A 17,694-nucleotide genomic window follows, 5' to 3' on the forward strand; every position below is an offset into this window, starting at 1 on the left:
CAGCTTCAGCCGTTATTGGTGCGATTGTCGTGCTATTTATCTACAGGAAGATTAAAAGTTAACGCTTAAATTGCACAAAGGCTGCACACAGGCAGCCTTTGCTATTTTTTAGAGGTGACGTTACCACCATCCCAGCTCAGTGCCGAGTACGACAATAATCGCCACACCCATCATAATAATCGTTGTTTTTTTCATCTTTATGCTCCCGGGGCAGCATAGCAGCCAATAAAAAACCATGCTAAAAATACGACCGCTGTAATGAAGATTACAACCGGAAAAATAATACCGATTCGCATGTTATCACCAATCAAAAGGATGTGAATACGCCTCAGGAATGTAGCGCTGGATGCGCGACAAAAGGTGTTTTCTGTTTGTGTTTTTTCTCCTGATACATCGCAATATCGGCAGCATGCAGGGCACTGTCTGCATCGGTTGTTTCAGGATCGACTTCTACTATGCCAAGACTGGCACCGGGATAATACAAATCAACATCACCTAAGTGATATTCTCCACGTATTTGCTGTTGAATACGTTCTCGCAGCGACGAAATATCCGCATTCTCGTTGTTTAGTGAAACAACCAAAAACTCATCACCACCGAGACGACCAATAACTTCGCCATTTTGCTGGAGCGTATTAAGGCGCTCGCCAACCTGAATGAGAAACAGATCGCCACTATTATGACCAAAACGATCATTGATTAATTTGAAGTTATCCAGATCGATAAACGCGATCATTATCTTATGGTTAAGATGCCGGGCGAGGGAAAACAGCGTCGTCAGATTTTCAAAAATCGCCCGCCGATTCGGTAGCCCGGTTAACGAGTCGGTATACGATTGCGCAATCAGCGCAGCATTGGCTTCGTGCAGCTGTTCAACCAGTGCCTCTTTTTGAATATATTGTGCAATCAGTCCGGCGAATAACTGTAAAACCTGTTCCGCGCGTTCACTCCACTGGCGCTTCTCACTGCTGGCGGCGCAAAGCGTGCCATAGAATGATCCATCCGGTAAGTGAATTGGCGTGCTCAGAAATGTGGTGATGCCAAGATTGCGTGCCGCAATACAGTCGCCCCAACGGTCAGGGACTTCATCGCTGAAAAAGCAGTTTTCATCAATGGCGCGTTTGCATAACGAGTAATCCCACAAGACGGTAAAATTCTCCGGGATGTGCATTTTCTGGCTGTTACGGGCAAACATAATATGCTGCAGGCGCGCTTCGACATCCACTTTGGTCAGGTAGGTTGATTCCATATCAGTGACCATTTCCAGCATCTCCAGAAGCTGTCGGACCAGACTTTCCAGTGACTGTTCTTTGGCAAGGGATTGCGAGACGCGGGCGATAATCTGATCTGACACGGAACAACTCCAGGATACGGCGGGTAAGTGCTGATTATTTAATCTTTGCAGGCATGATAAAACATCATCAACAAAGATGAAACAAGACGTAATATGTTTTGAGTGAATGTAATAAAAATAGTGCTGCAAAACAAAACGATACCGCGATACTCTAAGCTTGGATAAATATGTGAGATCAATAAATGAAAATTATCAGTTTTGTTCTGCCTTGCTTGCTGGTCCTGGCTGGTTGTTCAACCCCTTCTCAGCCAGAAGCACCTAAACCGCCGCAGATTGGTATGGCAAATCCGGCGTCGGTCTATTGCCAGCAGAAGGGCGGGACGCTCATTCCAGTGCAGACAGCGCAAGGGGTCAGCAACAATTGCAAATTACCGGGCGGTGAAACGATTGATGAATGGGCATTGTGGCGACGGGACCATCCGGCTGGTGAAAAATAACCGCCGGATGCCGTACTAAAATCACAAGCTACGTAGCCAGTCGGCCAGCACCAGCGCATGGTTCTGCGTGGTGTTTTTTGCTGCGTAGAGCAGGGTCAGCGGCTGTTTTTTGGCGATGTCCGCCAGCCGCTTTCCTTCTTGCTCGTGTTGCGCCAGTTCTGCGCGATATTGCTCGCGAAAGGTTGCAAAATCGACGACTTCGCCGTGAAAGGCTTTGCGCAGTTCCGTTGACGGCGTGATTTCTTTATCCCACTCATCAAGGGCTAAATCGGTTTTTTTGATACCGCGCGGCCAGAGGCGGTCGACCAGTACGCGATAACCATCGCTCTGTTCAGCCGGATCATAAACGCGTTTGCACTGAATATTCATCGTGTTTGTTCTCCCTTTCACGCAAGATTTGTCACGTCACTATAGCACCGGATATTAGCGAATTTCTTTGTCTCTCCCGGCGCAAAGTCCGAAAATCGCCATCAGTAGTGAAAGTATTGCAACACCCATCAGTGGTACGGACCAGTTACCGTTAGCATCGTGTATTTTACCCATTAGCGGCGGCCCACAGGCTGCCAGCAAATACCCGACGGATTGTGCCATCCCCGAGAGTGCCGCCGCCTGATGCGCAGAACTTGCCGAAGACCAATGAACGTCAACCCCAGTATCATTGTTGCGCCGGAACCAAAACCGAAAAGCAGAGTCCAGGTGATCGCGTGCGCTGGCATAAAGCAGAGCCCAACCGCGCCCACTGCGCACATCAAGGCAACGAACGCTGCAATACCACGCTGGTCTTTCACATGATGTAAGAAAAGTGCGATCAGCAAACCGGGAGCTGCTGTGGCTAGTTGCAGCAAACCATGCAGTGAACCCGCCTGTGCTTCGCTATAGCCGTGACTGATGAGGATCGCCGGAAGCCAGCCAATAATCACGTAATAGACCAGTGAGTTGATCCCAAGAAACAATGTTACCTGCCAGGCAAGTGGCGAACGCCAGATACCCCGAGTATGTAAGGCGCGTGAGGTACTCAAATTTGCATGTTGCTGACTTCGCCACTGTGGCAGCCATAAAAAAAGAGCCAGCAGAGGAAAACACATCAGCATGAACAACGCGCCTTGCCAGCCAAAACCGTTCAAAGCCAGCGGCACGACCATAGCCGATCCCAGTGCCGCTGCAGCTCCCATTGTCAGGGAATATGCGCCGGTAAGTCTGGCGACGGAATGAGGGAAATCGCGTTTAATTAATCCTGGCAGTAAGACATTGCCTAATGCAATCCCACCGCCAATGACCGCTGTACCGCCAAATAATAAGTAAGGCGAAGGGAGAGAACGAATTGCGATACCTGCACAGATCAAAAGTAACGCGGCAAACAGGCTACGTTCCATACCAAAACGTCGCGCCACCGGGGCAGCCAGAGGTGAGATTAGCGCAAAGGCCAATAATGGCAGGGTGGTTAATAAGCCGGTTTGCGCTGTCGTCAGCGAGTAAGCGGAACGAATCGTATCCAGTAACGGCGCTGCGCCGGTAAAGGTGACGCGTAATGTTGTGGCAATCATCAGAATGCCAGCGATAAGGACAATCCTGTTTTTGCCGCTTAATGAAGTTGAACAGGTCATATGCTTCTCATTGTTACAAACGAGGCTGTACCTTACCGTTTTTATTGTTATGTTGAATCAAGCTAAAATGACAAATTATCGCTAAGTTCGGACAAAATGATGCACAGGTTGAATCTCAATGGCTATGAACCCACCGACACCATGAAGCCGCGGTCGCATTTTGTATTCACGCCGGAACGGATGAGTTAACCAGTCCTGTACATCAGCACCGCAAAGGACAGCTGATACTGGCATTACATGGTGCAATTACCTGTACGGTGGAAAATGCTTTGTGGATGGTGCCGCCACAATATGCGGTTTGGATACCGGGCGGGGTGAAGCATAGCAATCAAGTGACAGCTAACGCTGAACTCTGTTTTCTGTTTATCGAACCCAGCGCAGTGACAATGCCGACCATGTTGCACATTGAAAATATCGCCCTTATGCCGGGAATTGATTTTAACCCTGGCAAACAGGACGACGACTCAGCGTGCTGAGCCGATGACCCGCAGATTAATTCAGGTCCTGTTTGATGAACTCCCTCAGCAGCCACAACAACAGCTGCACCTGCCCGTTTCTTCTCATCCTAAAATCCGCACGATGGTGGAGATGATGGCGAAAGGGCCCGTCGAGTGGGGGGCATTGGGGCAATGGGCTGGCTTTTTTGCGATGAGTGAACGCAATCTTGCCCGCCTGATAGTGAAAGAGACGGGGTTGAGTTTTCGCCAGTGGCGTCAGCAGTTACAGCTGATTATGGCGCTTCAGGGATTAGTGAAAGGCGATACTGTACAGAAAGTTGCTCATACGCTGGGGTATGATTCAACAACGGCCTTTATTACTATGTTTAAGAAAGGCTTGGGGCAAACGCCAGGCCGATATATTGCGGGATTAACTACTGTTTCCCCACAATCAGCGAAACCAGACCCGCGGCAATAAGCGGGCCAACCGGTACGCCGCGAAACAGCGCTACGCCTAAAACAGTGCCCACCAGCAGCCCAGCAACCAGTTGCGGCTGGCTGCCCATTAACGTCACGCCGCGCCCACCCAGCCAGGAGACAATAACGCCTACTGCAATTGCCACCAGCGATTTCCAGTTCAGAAACGAGTGAATCAAGGTTGAGGGCGGTAGCGTCCCGCTGGCGATGGGGGCCATAACGCCAATCGTCAGAATGATTATCCCGATACTTAGCCCCTGTTTTTCAATCCACGGGAAAAAGGTGCTTAACGGTGTGACGCGGACAATGATCAACACCAGAATTGAAACGGCGACAGTGGTGTTATGACTGATAAAGCCCAGCGCAGCTAACCCGAGCAGGATCAGCAAAGTGACATCAAACATCGTGGTTTCCTTGCCAAAAAATAATAAGCCTGCTTACTTTATGCTTGCTGCAGGAAGGAAGTAGAAAATCTTTACGTTTTTTGCATAAAAAATCAGGCGAACTGTCATCAAACTGCCATTTGTGCACGCTAACAATAACGTGAAAACAGCTATCTCCCGGGGGCATGCTATGAACGATCAAATGTTCGTCGAGACACTGATTATCACATCATCGTTTTTTGCTATTGCTGTTGTGCTGGTTTTGTCCGTTCTGCTTATTGAACGGATAGGCTAGCTACGCAGTGCGGCGGAAATTGACCAGTTCTGGTTGCGCAATGCGCAAATAATCCGCGGTTTTCAAAATAACGGATTTATCCAGCATCCCTGCATTGAAGGCGATTTCATCAAATCGTTCGAAGAGTAGAGGGTCGGCAACCAGTTTGAGTTTTGGATGGAAGCTGAAAGGGGGGATCGCGCCGAAGACACAGCCTGTGAGTTCATCAACTTCCGCCGGGCTGGCCAACGAAGCGCGTAATCCGCCTATATGGCTGGCGAGTTGGCTCAGATCGGCCTGTTGATCGGCTGCGAGGATCGCCAGAACATGTTGATTTACGCCATTGCCTTTGACTTTACATACCAGTGCCTTAGCACCCTGGCCTAGAGCGGTACCACGAATTTCTGACACCGCTTCACATTTACCTACCGCTTCATGGGTAACGACGCGGAAGTTAGCACCTTCTTGTGATAATAAAGCGATTAACTGCTGATGCGTCACGCTTCCTTTAGCCATTTCAGTCATTTCACGCTCCTGAGATTACAAGCAAACAACCACAGAAGGTTATCATGAACGGCTGTTTTTGTTCTGCTTATTGACATATAAACGCTCATCGGAAGCTTTATACGCATCATGTAACGTAATCGCTAAATCCCCCTCCTGATGACCGAGGGTGTCATTTATTTGCTTTAACTTGTCCATGTCAATTGCAATAAACATCACCGAAGAACCGGATTGCACCAGTTTCTGCAACCGCTGCTCCAGTTCAGGGGTTAAAATTTTGCGATTATACAGTCCAGTCATCGCATCACTAATATTTTCTCGCGACACATTTTGGTATAAACGGAAGTGCATCCGGACCATATTCAGCAAAATTAACGCCGTCAAAATCCAGAACAGAACGCTTTTCCTCGAAGACGTGATAAAGTAAAGAATATCAATGGATAACGAGACACGAATGCCGCCCGGTAAGTCATGGACGTAACTGACATACTGGAACAGATTATCTTCGCTCTGGTTGATGATAATGTCGCGCCCCGAATCGGTATCGGTTAGCGTGACATTGAGAAAACGCCAGAGGAGAGGGCGGTCATGAGTGTAAAAGATATTCCGCAAATTGTTTTTGTTAATATCCAGCAGCACAATCCCTTTTAGCTGCCCTGCGACATATACCGGCGTCAGCAAACTCATCACGTTCTGTTTAGTACGCTGATCCTGGTAAATGCTCGACAATACGGTACGCCCGGTAAATACCTTTTCAATATCTTTGCGATCGATGCCAATACTTCCTGACTGCAGGAAGGACCAGTTATTCATCGCAAAGTATTCAACATTAACCGGCTCATAAAAATAGACATAGCGGTCATTGAGATCGAGATAATAGTGAAATTTCTCTTCGGCCATCCCAAGACCTGAACCGTAATCATCCTGGTGGCGGTTGCCTTCCACTGCCTGATCAAAAGCGGGTAATAGTGCTGCAGCTTCCACAATTGTGTCGCAGTCAGTGGATGCGGTTTGTAGTGTGCCGCGTAAGCCCGGGTATTTATGGGCAGTCAGGTTTAAGCCATGGGTATTATTGGCAGACTCAAAAGCCTCGCAGATGGCGCGCCGCTGTTCTGGCGACACTTCCGACTGCTCAGCAGCGTGAGGTAGCCTGAGTTTAACGGACACTCCTTCCTGAAATAGAATGGCATCAGAAGGAGCTAATAATGAGCAGAAAAACCCAACGTTACTCTAAAGAGTTCAAAGCCGAAGCTGTCAGAACGGTTCTTGAAAATCAACTTTCGATCAGTGAAGGCGCTTCCCGATTATCTCTTCCTGAAGGCACTTTAGGACAATGGGTTACCGCCGCCAGAAAAGGGCTCGGTACTCCTGGTTCCCGCACGGTGGCTGAACTGGAATCTGAAATTCTGCAACTGCGTAAGGCGTTAAATGAAGCTCGCCTTGAGCGAGATATATTAAAAAAAGCAACAGTGTATTTTGCACAGGAGTCGCTGAAAAATACGCGTTAATCGAACAATGGCGACAACAATTTCCCATTGAAGCGATGTGTCAGGTATTTGGTGTATCCAGGAGCGGTTATTACAACTGGGTACAGCATGAACCCTCAGACAGAAAACAAAGTGATGAGCGGCTAAAACTGGAGATTAAGGTGGCACATATCCGCACTCGCGAAACATATGGAACCCGGCGGCTCCAGACGGAGCTGGCAGAGAATGGCATCATCGTTGGTCGTGACCGACTGGCACGTCTTCGTAAGGAGCTGAGGCTACGCTGTAAGCAGAAACGCAAGTTCAGAGCGACTACGAACCCGAACCACAATCTGCCAGTTGCGCCAAATCTGCTGAACCAGACGTTCGCTCCTACAGCACCAAATCAGGTCTGGGTGGCGGACCTGACGTATGTTGCCACACAGGAGGGATGGTTGTACCTCGCTGGCATCAAAGATGTTTATACGTGCGAAATTGTCGGCTACGCCATGGGAGAGCGCATGACAAAAGAGCTGACAGGTAAAGCCCTGTTTATGGCGCTCAGGAGCCAGCGCCCACCTGCCGGGCTAATCCACTACTCTGATCGAGGTTCACAGTACTGCGCATACGATTACCGGGTCATACAGGAGCAGTCTGGTCTGAAAACATCAATGTCGCGTAAAGGTAACTGTTACGACAACGCTCCGATGGAAAGCTTCTGGGGAACGCTGAAAAATGAGAGCCTGAGCCACTATCGTTTTAATAACCGGGATGAAGCCATCTCAGTAATACGGGAATACATTGAGATTTTCTACAATCGTCAGCGTCGTCACTCTCGTCTGGGGAATATCTCCCCGGCAGCCTTCAGGGAAAAATATCATCAGATGGCTGCTTAAAAAAAGAACAAATGGTAGTGTCCGCTATTGCCAGTACACCTCAGTAAACTGAACGACGTCTCTTGCTAAAACACAGCAACTCTCATGCCATTTTATCGACGATGAGAACAACGTGCCCGGTGATACACCTTCAAAATTAAGCGTAGATGGCAAATGGAAAACTTGCCTGCACGGCTTTCTTAATTTCAATGGCATATCAACAACTCATCCATAAATTTTGCATAATTAATGTAAAGACCAGGCTCGCCAGTAACGCTAAATCCATTTGGCTGTAAGCGCGGTGTCATCCGCGGCAGGAAAATTAAACAGTTACTTTAAAAAATGAAAACGTAAAAAGGTTGGGTTTCGATGTATTGACGGGTAAACTTTGTCGCCCGCTAAACATTTGTTTAAGGAATGATTAATTGTGACCAAACTCAAACTTCTGGCACTTGGAGTGCTTATCGCAACGTCTGCAGGCGTAGCGCACGCTGAAGGTAAATTTTCCCTGGGCGCAGGCGTAGGTGTCGTTGAGCACCCATATAAAGATTACGATACCGATGTTTACCCAGTACCGGTAATCAACTATGAAGGCGATAACTTCTGGTTCCGTGGCTTAGGTGGTGGTTACTACCTGTGGAATGACGCAACGGATAAACTTTCAATTACCGCTTACTGGTCGCCGCTTTACTTCAAAGCGAAAGACAGTGGCGATCACCAAATGCGTCACCTGGATGACCGTAAGAGCACCATGATGGCTGGTCTGTCTTATGCTCACTTTACCCAGTACGGTTACCTGCGTACCACCCTGGCTGGCGATACCCTGGATAACAGCAACGGCATTGTCTGGGATATGGCCTGGTTGTATCGTTACACCAACGGTGGCCTGACCGTGACTCCGGGTATTGGTGTGCAGTGGAACAGCGAAAACCAGAACGAATACTATTATGGCGTATCGCGCAAAGAGTCCGCTCGCAGCGGTCTGCGTGGCTATAACCCGAATGACAGCTGGAGCCCTTACCTTGAGCTGAGCGCCAGCTACAACTTCCTCGGCGACTGGAGTGTTTACGGTACCGCGCGCTACACCCGTCTGTCTGATGAAGTTACTGACAGCCCGATGGTGGATAAATCCTGGACTGGCCTGATTTCTACCGGGATCACCTACAAATTCTGATAATGCATCTTTCCAGGGCATTTTGTGCATAAAAACAGGGCGTCACGCCCTGTTTTGCATTACGGTGGTGCAATACCTGGGAGGAAACAATGCAACAAAAAATGATTCAATTTAGTGGCGATGTCTCACTGCCAGCCATAGGGCAGGGAACATGGTATATGGGCGAAGATGCCAGTCAGCGCAAAACAGAAGTTGCTGCACTACGCGCAGGCATTGAACTCGGTTTAACCCTCATTGATACCGCCGAAATGTATGCCGATGGCGGTGCCGAAAAGGTGGTTGGGGAAGCATTAACCGGTCTGCGAGAGAAGGTCTTTCTCGTCTCTAAAGTCTATCCGTGGAATGCTGGCGGGCAAAAAGCGATAAATGCATGCGAAGCCAGTTTACGCCGTCTCAATACTGACTATCTCGATCTCTACTTATTACACTGGTCTGGCAGTTTCGCTTTTGAAGAGACTGTTGCTGCGATGGAAAAATTGATCGCCCAGGGAAAAATCCGTCGCTGGGGCGTTTCTAACCTTGGTTATGCCGATATGCAGGAACTCTGGCAGCTGCCGGGGGGAAATCAGTGTGCCACTAATCAGGTGCTTTACCATCTCGGTTCACGAGGGATTGAGTACGATCTACTCCCCTGGTGCCAGCAACAGCAGATGCCGGTGATGGCTTACAGTCCATTAGCCCAGGCCGGGCGGTTGCGCAATGGACTGTTAAAAAACGCGGTAGTCAACGAAATTGCACATGTCCAACAACATGCAGCTGCGCTTGAGGTCGAACTTTCGTCAGCGGAATTAGCTATGCTGGATAAGGCATATCCGGTACCAAAAGGAAAAACTGCGCTGGATATGGTGTGATGTTGATACGTGCCGGATGCATCGCACCCGGCACACAACATTAACGCAAATTAACGTTTGGCAACGCGAATGGATTGCGCCAGATGTGCAGGTTTCTCTTTGGTGACTTTTTGCGTTTCTGAAGCGTAAGCCGTTTCTACACAAACAAAGGTCTTGTAGCCATCGTCCGGCATGTCGCCCATGCTAACTGAAAGCGCCGGTCCCGGGTTCCAGCCGACAACGTTCAGATGATGCTGGTGGCCTACGGCGATAATACGATTCAGCGCTTCATCATTAATCACGCTGCAATCTTGCGGATTCAGATACACGCGATCGGTACGGTCAGGGAAGGTCTGAATACCGTCGGTCAGTACATCTTCTTTCGCGTCATTCACTTTATCAATGAAGCGATCGCCCAGCCCACTGACGCTTACCTTAGCGATATCACCCACGTTAAAGTAGGTATGCAGGGCAGAGGTGGTTTCAAATTCGCCATGTGATTCAAGATCGATTTCACAGGTTTTACCCACGCGGAAATGCGCTAACAGCGTAAAGTCGTGCGGCCAGAATTTTTTCGTCTCTTCGCTTTGTGTCAATTCAAAAGTCAGCGCTACGCCATCAGCATCTTCATGATGTGATTTCAGCGTCCACGGCAGGTTGCGGGCAAAACCGTGCGCAGGCAGACCTTGTTGTGCCGCCGGACCAAACCACGGCCAGCAAACCGGTACGCCACCGCGAATAGCGACGCCATTTTTGAACGGTGTGTTGTTGCTCAACCACAGAACTTCTTCTTCACCCGCAGGTTTCCACGAGAGAAGGTGTGCGCCCTGTAATGCAAAAGAGGCTTTTACCTGGGGATGATCGACCACAATGAGGTCCAGTTCATCCAGTTTACGACGGGAGAGGACAGGGGAGATTTGTTCGATGACCGGAAGGGCAAAAATTTTCTTAATCATGACGCAGTCCTTTAACTTCATTTTATCAGGTAAAAAAAAGAGCGACCGAAGTCGCTCTTTTTAGATCACAGTGTCATCTCAACTTATTTGGAGATGTGAGCGATCAGGTCCAGAACTTTGTTGGAGTAACCGGTTTCGTTGTCGTACCAGGATACCAGTTTCACGAAGTTGTCGTTCAGAGCGATACCAGCTTTAGCATCGAACACGGAAGTGCAAACTTCGCCGTTGAAATCGGTAGATACTACGTCATCTTCGGTGTAGCCCAGAACGCCTTTCATTTCGCCTTCAGCAGCAGCTTTAACGGCAGCTTTGATCTGCTCGTAAGTTGCAGCTTTTTCCAGACGAACGGTCAGGTCAACTACGGATACGTTCGGGGTCGGAACGCGGAACGCCATACCAGTCAGTTTGCCATTCAGTTCTGGCAGTACTTTACCTACAGCTTTAGCAGCACCGGTAGAGGACGGGATGATGTTCTGGGAAGCGCCGCGGCCGCCGCGCCAGTCTTTGTGAGACGGGCCATCAACGGTTTTCTGAGTAGCGGTAGTAGCGTGAACGGTGGTCATCAGACCTTCGATGATGCCGAAGTTATCGTTGATAACTTTAGCCAGCGGAGCCAGGCAGTTGGTGGTGCAGGAAGCGTTGGAAACGATGTCCTGGCCAGCATATTTGTCGAAGTTAGCGCCTTTAACGAACATCGGAGTGTTGTCTTTAGACGGACCAGTCATAACCACTTTCTTCGCACCAGCGGTGATGTGTTTACGAGCAGTTTCGTCAGTCAGGAACAGACCAGTTGCTTCAGCGACAACGTCAACACCCACTTCGTCCCATTTCAGGTTAGCCGGATCACGTTCAGCGGTAACACGGATTTTTTTACCGTTAACGATCAGATGACCGTCTTTCACTTCAACGGTACCGTCGAAACGGCCGTGAGTGGAGTCATATTTCAGCATGTATGCCATGTAATCAGCGTCTAACAGGTCGTTGATTGCAACGATCTCGATGTCAGAACGTTTCTGAGCAGCACGGAAAACAATGCGACCGATACGGCCAAAACCGTTGATACCTACTTTGATAGTCATATATTCCACCAGCTATTTGTTAGTGAATAAAAGGTTGCCTGTAAAATTACAAAAACCTTACGCAGCGTCAAGCGGAATCGTGTCAATCATTGCGACAAATCAATCCTGTGCCTAAGCATTACGCGACTGACTCGCCTCACTTTTCCTTTGGGCTTGAGACCACATGGGGTCGGCGCCCCGAATTTTAAAGGGCAATTACGATAAAAATGTGATTTTCATCACGATTTAGGTGCAGCCATTTCGTCGAGATCAAGTTTAGGACAAAATTTTGCCAGTTGGTGTTAATGTTTTGTTAGAATCAGTCACGTAATGTGAGCACGATTAAAGTGAGATGTGAGTAAATGGCGAATAAACCTTCGGCAGAAGAACTGAAAAAAAATTTGTCCGAGATGCAGTTTTACGTGACGCAGAATCATGGGACAGAACCGCCATTTACGGGTCGTTTACTGCATAACAAGCGTGACGGCGTATATCACTGTTTGATCTGCGATGCCCCGCTGTTTCATTCCGAAACCAAGTATGATTCCGGCTGTGGCTGGCCCAGTTTCTACGAACCGGTGAGTGAAGAATCCATTCGTTATATCAAAGACTTGTCACATGGAATGCAGCGCATAGAAATTCGTTGCGGTAACTGTGATGCCCATCTGGGGCATGTCTTTCCCGACGGGCCGCAACCAACAGGCGAACGTTATTGTGTTAACTCTGCTTCTTTACGCTTCACTGATGGCGAAAACGGCGAAGAAATCAACGGTTGAAAAAACGATTCAGCAACTTATTCCACAGGAGCGGAAAAATTATGAATCTTGATGACATTATCAACAGCATGACGCCTGAGGTATACCAGCGTTTGTCGACCGCCGTTGAACTGGGGAAATGGCCTGATGGCGTTGCGTTGACCGAGGAACAAAAAGAGAATTGCCTGCAACTGGTGATGCTGTGGCAAGCCCGCCATAATACCGAAGCACAGCATATGACAATTGACACAAATGGTCAGATGGTCATGAAGAGCAAACAGCAGTTAAAAGAAGATTTTGGTATCTCAGCAAAGCCTATTGCCATGTTTAAGTAAGTGGTTCATCCCCTTTTTGCCGCGGCTATGAAGGGGATAGCCAACAATGACCCCACGACTCGTCTCAATTATCTCGACCCGACCTGGCTAAGTCCCAGTCCGATCTCTTGCAGTCGCGTTCACGCCTGAATGACTTCTCCTGAACTTAAGTCTCAGACCTATTTGGCCGGTAATCCCTCTCGAATTTGCTCTTTTTGCGTCCCGCCTTCCACCAACCTGTAACAGACCCAGCCATTTTCTGCGTAATTGTGATTTGAGTTGTAAAATGCAGGTCATTATCTGTGTTGTGCAGATTTAATATTGACCTCAAAAATCATGTGGGTAAGTATGATGGCCATCTAAGCAAAACAAAACACAGAGGATGACGCAATGAAAGCACTGGCTCGGTTTGGCAAGGCCTTTGGCGGCTACAAGATGATTCATGTCCCACAACCCATTTGTGGCCCGGAAGACGTAGTGACTGAAATTAAAGCCGCGGCAATCTGCGGCGCAGACATGAAGCACTACAATGTCGATAGCGGTTCTGATGAGTTTAACTCTATCCGCGGCCATGAGTTCGCAGGTTGTATTGCGCAGGTTGGTGAAAAAGTCAAAGACTGGAAAGTGGGGCAACGCGTCGTGTCGGATAACAGCGGTCACGTTTGCGGCGTTTGTCCGGCCTGTGAACAGGGTGATTTTCTGTGTTGTACAGAAAAAGTAAACCTTGGTCTGGATAACAATACCTGGGGCGGTGGTTTTTCCAAATATTGTCTGGTTCCTGGTGAAATTCTCAAAATTCATCGTCATGCGTTGTGGGAAATCCCTGATGGTGTTGATTATGAGGACGCAGCCGTACTTGACCCTATCTGTAATGCCTATAAATCCATCGCGCAGCAATCGAAATTCCTTCCTGGTCAGGATGTTGTCGTCATTGGCACTGGCCCACTCGGGCTGTTTTCCGTACAAATGGCGCGGATTATGGGGGCGGTAAATATCGTCGTCGTTGGTCTGCAAGAAGATGTGGCGGTCCGCTTCCCGGTTGCAAAAGAACTGGGGGCGACGGCAGTAGTAAATGGTTCTACCGAAGATGTGGTGGCGCGCTGCCAGCAAATTTGTGGCAAAGATAATCTGGGACTGGTGATTGAATGCTCCGGTGCCAATATCGCACTGAAACAAGCCATCGAAATGCTCCGCCCGAATGGGGAAGTGGTACGCGTTGGAATGGGCTTCAAACCTCTTGATTTCTCGATTAATGACATTACCGCCTGGAATAAAAGCATCATTGGGCATATGGCCTATGACTCCACCTCATGGCGTAACGCTATCCGGCTATTAGCCAGCGGCGCTATCAAAGTCAAACCGATGATCACGCATCGTATCGGCCTGTCGCAATGGCGCGAAGGGTTTGATGCGATGGTCGATAAAACCGCAATCAAAGTGATCATGACTTACGACTTTGATGAATAACTACTCTCCTGAAGGAACGTTATCGCATGGAACAGATAACAAAACCGCATTGTGGTGCACGGCTGGATCGCTTACCGGATTGCCGCTGGCATTCGTCAATGTTTGCCATCGTCGCGTTTGGCTTGCTTGTCTGCTGGAGTAATGCCGTTGGTGGCTTGATCCTCGCGCAGCTGAAAGCGTTGGGCTGGACAGATAATTCCACTACAGCCACATTCTCAGCAATCACGACCGCCGGAATGTTTCTCGGTGCGCTGGTGGGCGGCATCATTGGCGACAAAACCGGTCGCAGAAATGCGTTCATCCTCTATGAGGCCATTCATATTGCCTCGATGGTTGTCGGTGCTTTCTCACCGAATATGGATTTTCTTATTGCCTGCCGTTTTGTGATGGACGTTGGGCTGGGAGCTTTACTGGTTACACTGTTTGCTGGTTTCACCGAATATATGCCCGGTAGAAATCGCGGAACGTGGTCCAGTCGGGTTTCCTTTATTGGCAACTGGTCATATCCGCTCTGCTCACTGATTGCGATGGGACTCACGCCGCTGATTAGTGCAGAGTGGAACTGGCGGGTACAACTGCTTATTCCTGCAATATTGTCGCTTATCGCTACGGCGCTGGCCTGGCGCTACTTTCCTGAATCCCCGCGCTGGCTGGAATCGCGCGGACGGTATCAGGAAGCCGAGAAAGTCATGCGGAGTATAGAAGAAGGCGTCATACGCCAGACGGGTAAACCTTTGCCGCCTGTGGTTATTGCTGATGACGGTAAAGCGCCACAAGCGGTGCCGTATTCAGCCTTACTGACAGGAGTATTACTGAAACGCGTGATATTAGGCTCTTGTGTGCTGATTACCATGAACGTTGTGCAGTACACACTAATTAACTGGTTGCCAACAATATTCATGACCCAGGGGATTAATTTAAAAGACTCGATTGTTTTAAATACCATGAGTATGTTTGGCGCGCCATTTGGTATTTTTATTGCCATGCTGGTGATGGATAAAATTCCGCGTAAAACAATGGGTGTGGGGCTATTAATCCTGATTGCGGTGCTCGGATATATCTATTCACTGCAAACCAGTATGTTGCTCATAACGCTGATTGGTTTCTTCCTGATTACTTTCGTCTATATGTACGTTTGCTATGCCTCGGCAGTGTATGTCCCTGAAATCTGGCCGACAGAGGCCAAACTCCGTGGCTCCGGTCTGGCGAATGCGGTAGGGCGAATCAGTGGTATTGCCGCACCTTATGCCGTTGCAGTGCTGCTCAGTAGTTATGGTGTAACGGGAGTCTTTATTCTTCTGGGGGCTGTTTCAAATATTGTCGCAATTGCTATCGCCACCATTGGAATTGAAACCAAAGGTGTCTCCGTTGAAAGTTTAAGTATTGATGCAGTAGCCAATAAATAATACGGGTGGATTCAAAATGAAAAATTCAAAAGCAATATTGCAGGTGCCGGGCACAATGAAAATTATTTCAGCAGAAATACCAGTGCCTAAAGAAGATGAAGTTTTGATTAAAGTAGAATATGTCGGTATTTGTGGTTCAGATGTACATGGTTTTGAATCAGGCCCGTTTATTCCGCCTAAAGACCCAAATCAAGAAATTGGCCTGGGTCATGAATGCGCCGGGACGGTTGTGGCTGTGGGAAGCCGCGTGCGCAAATTTAAACCGGGGGATCGGGTAAATATCGAACCTGGCGTTCCTTGCGGTCACTGTCGTTACTGTCTGGAAGGCAAATATAACATCTGCCCGGACGTTGATTTTATGGCGACACAACCCAACTACCGCGGCGCATTAACGCACTATCTGTGTCATCCGGAGAGCTTTACTTACAAACTGCCCGACAATATGGACACGATGGAAGGGGCGCTGGTGGAGCCTGCCGCAGTCGGGATGCATGCCGCGATGCTGGCAGATGTTAAACCGGGTAAGAAGATAATTATTCTGGGAGCAGGTTGTATTGGTTTGATGACGTTGCAAGCGTGCAAATGCCTGGGCGCAACGGAAATTGCCGTCGTTGATGTACTGGAAAAACGTCTGGCAATAGGGGAACAGCCTGGTGCGACAGTGGTTATTAATGGCGCAAAAGAGGACACTATTGCACGCTGTCAGCAATTTACCGAAGACATGGGCGCAGATATTGTTTTCGAAACAGCGGGTTCTGCGGTCACCGTTAAACAGGCACCTTTAATCTGGTAATGCGCGGCGGTAAAATTATGATTGTTGGTACTGTACCCGGCGATTCGGCAATCAATTTCCTCAAAATCAATCGCGAAGTCACTATCCAGACGGTATTCCGCTATGCCAATCGTTATCCGGTCACGATTGAAGCTATTTCTTCAGGGCGATTCGATGTGAAATCGATGGTGACGCATATTTACGATTATCGGGATGTACAACAGGCATTTGAAGAGTCAGTTAACAACAAACGCGACATTATTAAAGGCGTTATTAAAATTAGCGATTAATTAATACGGGAGAACAGAACATGCTCGCAGATATCAGATATTGGGAAAACGATGCCACAAATAAATATTATGCAATTGCCCATTTTAACGTATGGAATGCAGAAATGTTGATGGGCGTTAAAGACGCAGCCGAAGAAGCGAAATCCCCGGTTATTATTTCTTTTAGTACAGGTTTTGTCGGTAACACCTCATTTGAAGATTTCTCTCACATGATGGTATCAATGGCACAAAAAGCAACGGTGCCGGTAATAACTCATTGGGATCATGGTCGGAGTATTGAGATTATTCATAACGCCTGGACTCATGGTATGAATTCATTAATGCGTGATGCTTCTGCATTTGATTTCGAAGAAAATATTCGTTTAACCAAAGAGGCTGTTGATTTCTTTCATCCGCTGGGTATTCCGGTAGAGGCGGAATTAGGGCATGTCGGTAATGAAACCGTTTATGAGGAAGCGCTGGCGGGCTATCACTATACCGATCCTGACCAGGCGGCTGAATTTGTTGAACGTACGGGCTGTGACTCATTGGCTGTCGCCATCGGCAACCAGCATGGGGTTTATACGTCAGAGCCGCAATTGAACTTTGAGGTCGTCAAACGCGTACGCGATGCTGTTTCTGTTCCGCTGGTTTTGCATGGCGCATCGGGGATCAGTGATGCCGACATTAAAACTGCAATTTCGTTGGGTATTGCGAAAATCAACATTCATACGGAGCTCTGTCAGGCCGCAATGGTAGCAGTGAAAGAAAACCAGGATCAGCCTTTCCTGCATTTAGAACGTGAAGTACGTAAAGCTGTAAAAGAACGGGCATTGGAAAAAATTGAACTGTTCGGTTCTGATGGCAAAGCGGAATAATGAT

At 48.4% G+C, this 17,694-nt stretch carries 18 protein-coding genes, 3 pseudogenes and 4 other annotated features; of the genes and pseudogenes, 13 read left to right on the forward strand and 8 right to left on the reverse strand.

Annotation, left to right across the window (positions count from 1 at the left end; translation table 11 throughout):
• Nucleotides 1–328: 328 nt before the first annotated feature.
• On the reverse strand, nucleotides 329–1,354 hold the full coding sequence (yeaP, locus tag SF1430) for a hypothetical protein (protein NP_707323.2): 1,026 nt from the start codon (nucleotides 1,352–1,354) through the stop codon (nucleotides 329–331).
• Nucleotides 1,355–1,536: 182 nt separating this feature from the next.
• Between yeaP and yoaF the strand changes: the two genes are divergently transcribed.
• Complete coding sequence (gene yoaF, locus SF1431; RefSeq protein ID NP_707324.1) at nucleotides 1,537–1,791, forward strand: hypothetical protein; 255 nt, start codon at nucleotides 1,537–1,539, stop codon at nucleotides 1,789–1,791.
• A 21-nt stretch (nucleotides 1,792–1,812) separates the two neighbouring features.
• On the opposite strand, the gene yeaO is transcribed toward yoaF, so the two are convergent.
• Together yeaO and yeaN are read right to left on the reverse strand one after the other, a co-directional pair.
• Nucleotides 1,813–2,181, reverse strand: a complete 369-nt coding sequence (yeaO, locus tag SF1432; protein NP_707325.1) for a hypothetical protein — start codon at nucleotides 2,179–2,181, stop codon at nucleotides 1,813–1,815.
• 152 nt (nucleotides 2,182–2,333) lie between these two features.
• A complete protein-coding gene (yeaN, locus tag SF1433) occupies nucleotides 2,334–3,395 on the reverse strand; it encodes an amino acid/amine transport protein (RefSeq protein NP_707326.1) in 1,062 nt (353 codons plus the stop codon).
• A gap of 96 nt (nucleotides 3,396–3,491) precedes the next feature.
• Nucleotides 3,492–4,310 (forward strand) — a sequence feature (Similar to Escherichia coli K12 ARAC-type regulatory protein gi: 1788091 (274 aa). BLAST with identity of 98% in 273 aa. This CDS ontains frameshift. The sequence has been checked and is believed to be correct.).
• On the opposite strand from yeaN, the pseudogene yeaM reads away from it, so the two are divergent.
• Nucleotides 3,492–4,310 (forward strand): annotated as a pseudogene (yeaM, locus tag SF1434). It overlaps the preceding feature by 819 nt.
• On the opposite strand, the gene yeaL reads toward yeaM, so the two are convergent.
• Nucleotides 4,267–4,713 (reverse strand): hypothetical protein, encoded by a 447-nt coding sequence (gene yeaL / locus SF1435; RefSeq protein ID NP_707327.1) that lies wholly within the window; start codon nucleotides 4,711–4,713, stop codon nucleotides 4,267–4,269. The pseudogene yeaM and the gene yeaL overlap by 44 nt on opposite strands.
• A 121-nt stretch (nucleotides 4,714–4,834) precedes the next feature.
• On the opposite strand from yeaL, the gene SF1436 reads away from it, so the two are divergent.
• A complete protein-coding gene (locus SF1436) occupies nucleotides 4,835–4,987 on the forward strand; it encodes a hypothetical protein (protein NP_707328.1) in 153 nt (50 codons plus the stop codon).
• On the opposite strand, the gene yeaK is transcribed toward SF1436, so the two are convergent.
• Entirely contained in the window at nucleotides 4,988–5,491 is a 504-nt protein-coding gene (yeaK, locus tag SF1437; RefSeq protein NP_707329.1) for a hypothetical protein, read from the reverse strand.
• 42 nt (nucleotides 5,492–5,533) lie between these two features.
• Nucleotides 5,534–6,611 (reverse strand) — a sequence feature (Similar to Escherichia coli K12 conserved hypothetical protein gi: 1788086 (557 aa). BLAST with identity of 99% in 359 aa. This CDS has been truncated. The sequence has been checked and is believed to be correct.).
• Nucleotides 5,534–6,611, reverse strand: a pseudogene (gene yeaJ / locus SF1438). It overlaps the preceding feature by 1,078 nt.
• Nucleotides 6,612–7,875: a mobile genetic element, on the forward strand.
• On the opposite strand from yeaJ, the gene SF1439 reads away from it, so the two are divergent.
• From SF1439 to SF1442, 4 genes are all read left to right on the forward strand, one after another.
• Nucleotides 6,676–6,978, forward strand: a complete 303-nt coding sequence (locus SF1439; RefSeq protein NP_707330.1) for an insertion sequence element IS600 transposase — start codon at nucleotides 6,676–6,678, stop codon at nucleotides 6,976–6,978. (Overlaps the previous feature by 303 nt.)
• Nucleotides 7,014–7,832, forward strand: a complete 819-nt coding sequence (locus tag SF1440) for an insertion sequence element IS600 protein (protein NP_707331.1) — start codon at nucleotides 7,014–7,016, stop codon at nucleotides 7,830–7,832. Its footprint lies within the feature at nucleotides 6,612–7,875.
• Before the next feature lie 363 nt (nucleotides 7,876–8,238).
• Nucleotides 8,239–8,985, forward strand: a complete 747-nt coding sequence (gene yeaF / locus SF1441; RefSeq protein ID NP_707332.1) for a hypothetical protein — start codon at nucleotides 8,239–8,241, stop codon at nucleotides 8,983–8,985.
• 89 nt (nucleotides 8,986–9,074) lie between these two features.
• The gene (locus tag SF1442) at nucleotides 9,075–9,836 is read left to right on the forward strand and encodes an aldehyde reductase (protein NP_707333.1); all 762 of its coding nucleotides are present in this window, start codon (nucleotides 9,075–9,077) and stop codon (nucleotides 9,834–9,836) included.
• A gap of 50 nt (nucleotides 9,837–9,886) precedes the next feature.
• Here the strand turns inward: SF1442 and yeaD are convergent, their stop codons facing one another.
• Together yeaD and gapA are read right to left on the reverse strand one after the other, a co-directional pair.
• Nucleotides 9,887–10,771, reverse strand: a complete 885-nt coding sequence (gene yeaD, locus SF1443) for a hypothetical protein (protein ID NP_707334.2) — start codon at nucleotides 10,769–10,771, stop codon at nucleotides 9,887–9,889.
• An 83-nt stretch (nucleotides 10,772–10,854) separates the two neighbouring features.
• Entirely contained in the window at nucleotides 10,855–11,850 is a 996-nt protein-coding gene (gene gapA / locus SF1444) for a glyceraldehyde-3-phosphate dehydrogenase (RefSeq protein ID NP_707335.2), read from the reverse strand.
• 341 nt (nucleotides 11,851–12,191) lie between these two features.
• Here gapA and yeaA point away from each other — a divergent pair, with 341 nt between their 5' ends.
• The 6 genes and pseudogenes from yeaA to SF1450 all read left to right on the forward strand — a co-directional run bounded on the left by yeaA (nucleotide 12,192) and on the right by SF1450 (nucleotide 17,690).
• A complete protein-coding gene (gene yeaA, locus SF1445) occupies nucleotides 12,192–12,605 on the forward strand; it encodes a methionine sulfoxide reductase B (protein NP_707336.1) in 414 nt (137 codons plus the stop codon).
• A 41-nt stretch (nucleotides 12,606–12,646) separates the two neighbouring features.
• On the forward strand, nucleotides 12,647–12,919 hold the full coding sequence (locus SF1446; protein NP_707337.2) for a hypothetical protein: 273 nt from the start codon (nucleotides 12,647–12,649) through the stop codon (nucleotides 12,917–12,919).
• Nucleotides 12,920–13,288: 369 nt separating this feature from the next.
• Complete coding sequence (locus SF1447) at nucleotides 13,289–14,365, forward strand: oxidoreductase (RefSeq protein NP_707338.1); 1,077 nt, start codon at nucleotides 13,289–13,291, stop codon at nucleotides 14,363–14,365.
• Nucleotides 14,366–14,391: 26 nt separating this feature from the next.
• A complete protein-coding gene (locus SF1448; protein NP_707339.2) occupies nucleotides 14,392–15,771 on the forward strand; it encodes a transporter in 1,380 nt (459 codons plus the stop codon).
• Between the two features lie 16 nt (nucleotides 15,772–15,787).
• Nucleotides 15,788–16,833: a sequence feature (Similar to Escherichia coli K12 oxidoreductase gi: 1788073 (348 aa). BLAST with identity of 99% in 349 aa. This CDS contains an in-frame stop codon. The sequence has been checked and is believed to be correct.), on the forward strand.
• A pseudogene (gene ydjJ / locus SF1449) lies at nucleotides 15,788–16,833 on the forward strand. Its footprint overlaps the feature before it by 1,046 nt.
• 20 nt (nucleotides 16,834–16,853) lie before the next feature.
• Nucleotides 16,854–17,690 (forward strand): aldolase, encoded by an 837-nt coding sequence (locus SF1450; protein ID NP_707340.1) that lies wholly within the window; start codon nucleotides 16,854–16,856, stop codon nucleotides 17,688–17,690.
• Nucleotides 17,691–17,694 lie beyond the last annotated feature (4 nt).

The sequence above is a fragment of the Shigella flexneri 2a str. 301 genome (genome assembly GCF_000006925.2).
In the GTDB taxonomy this organism is placed as follows: Bacteria; Pseudomonadota; Gammaproteobacteria; order Enterobacterales; family Enterobacteriaceae; genus ECMA0423.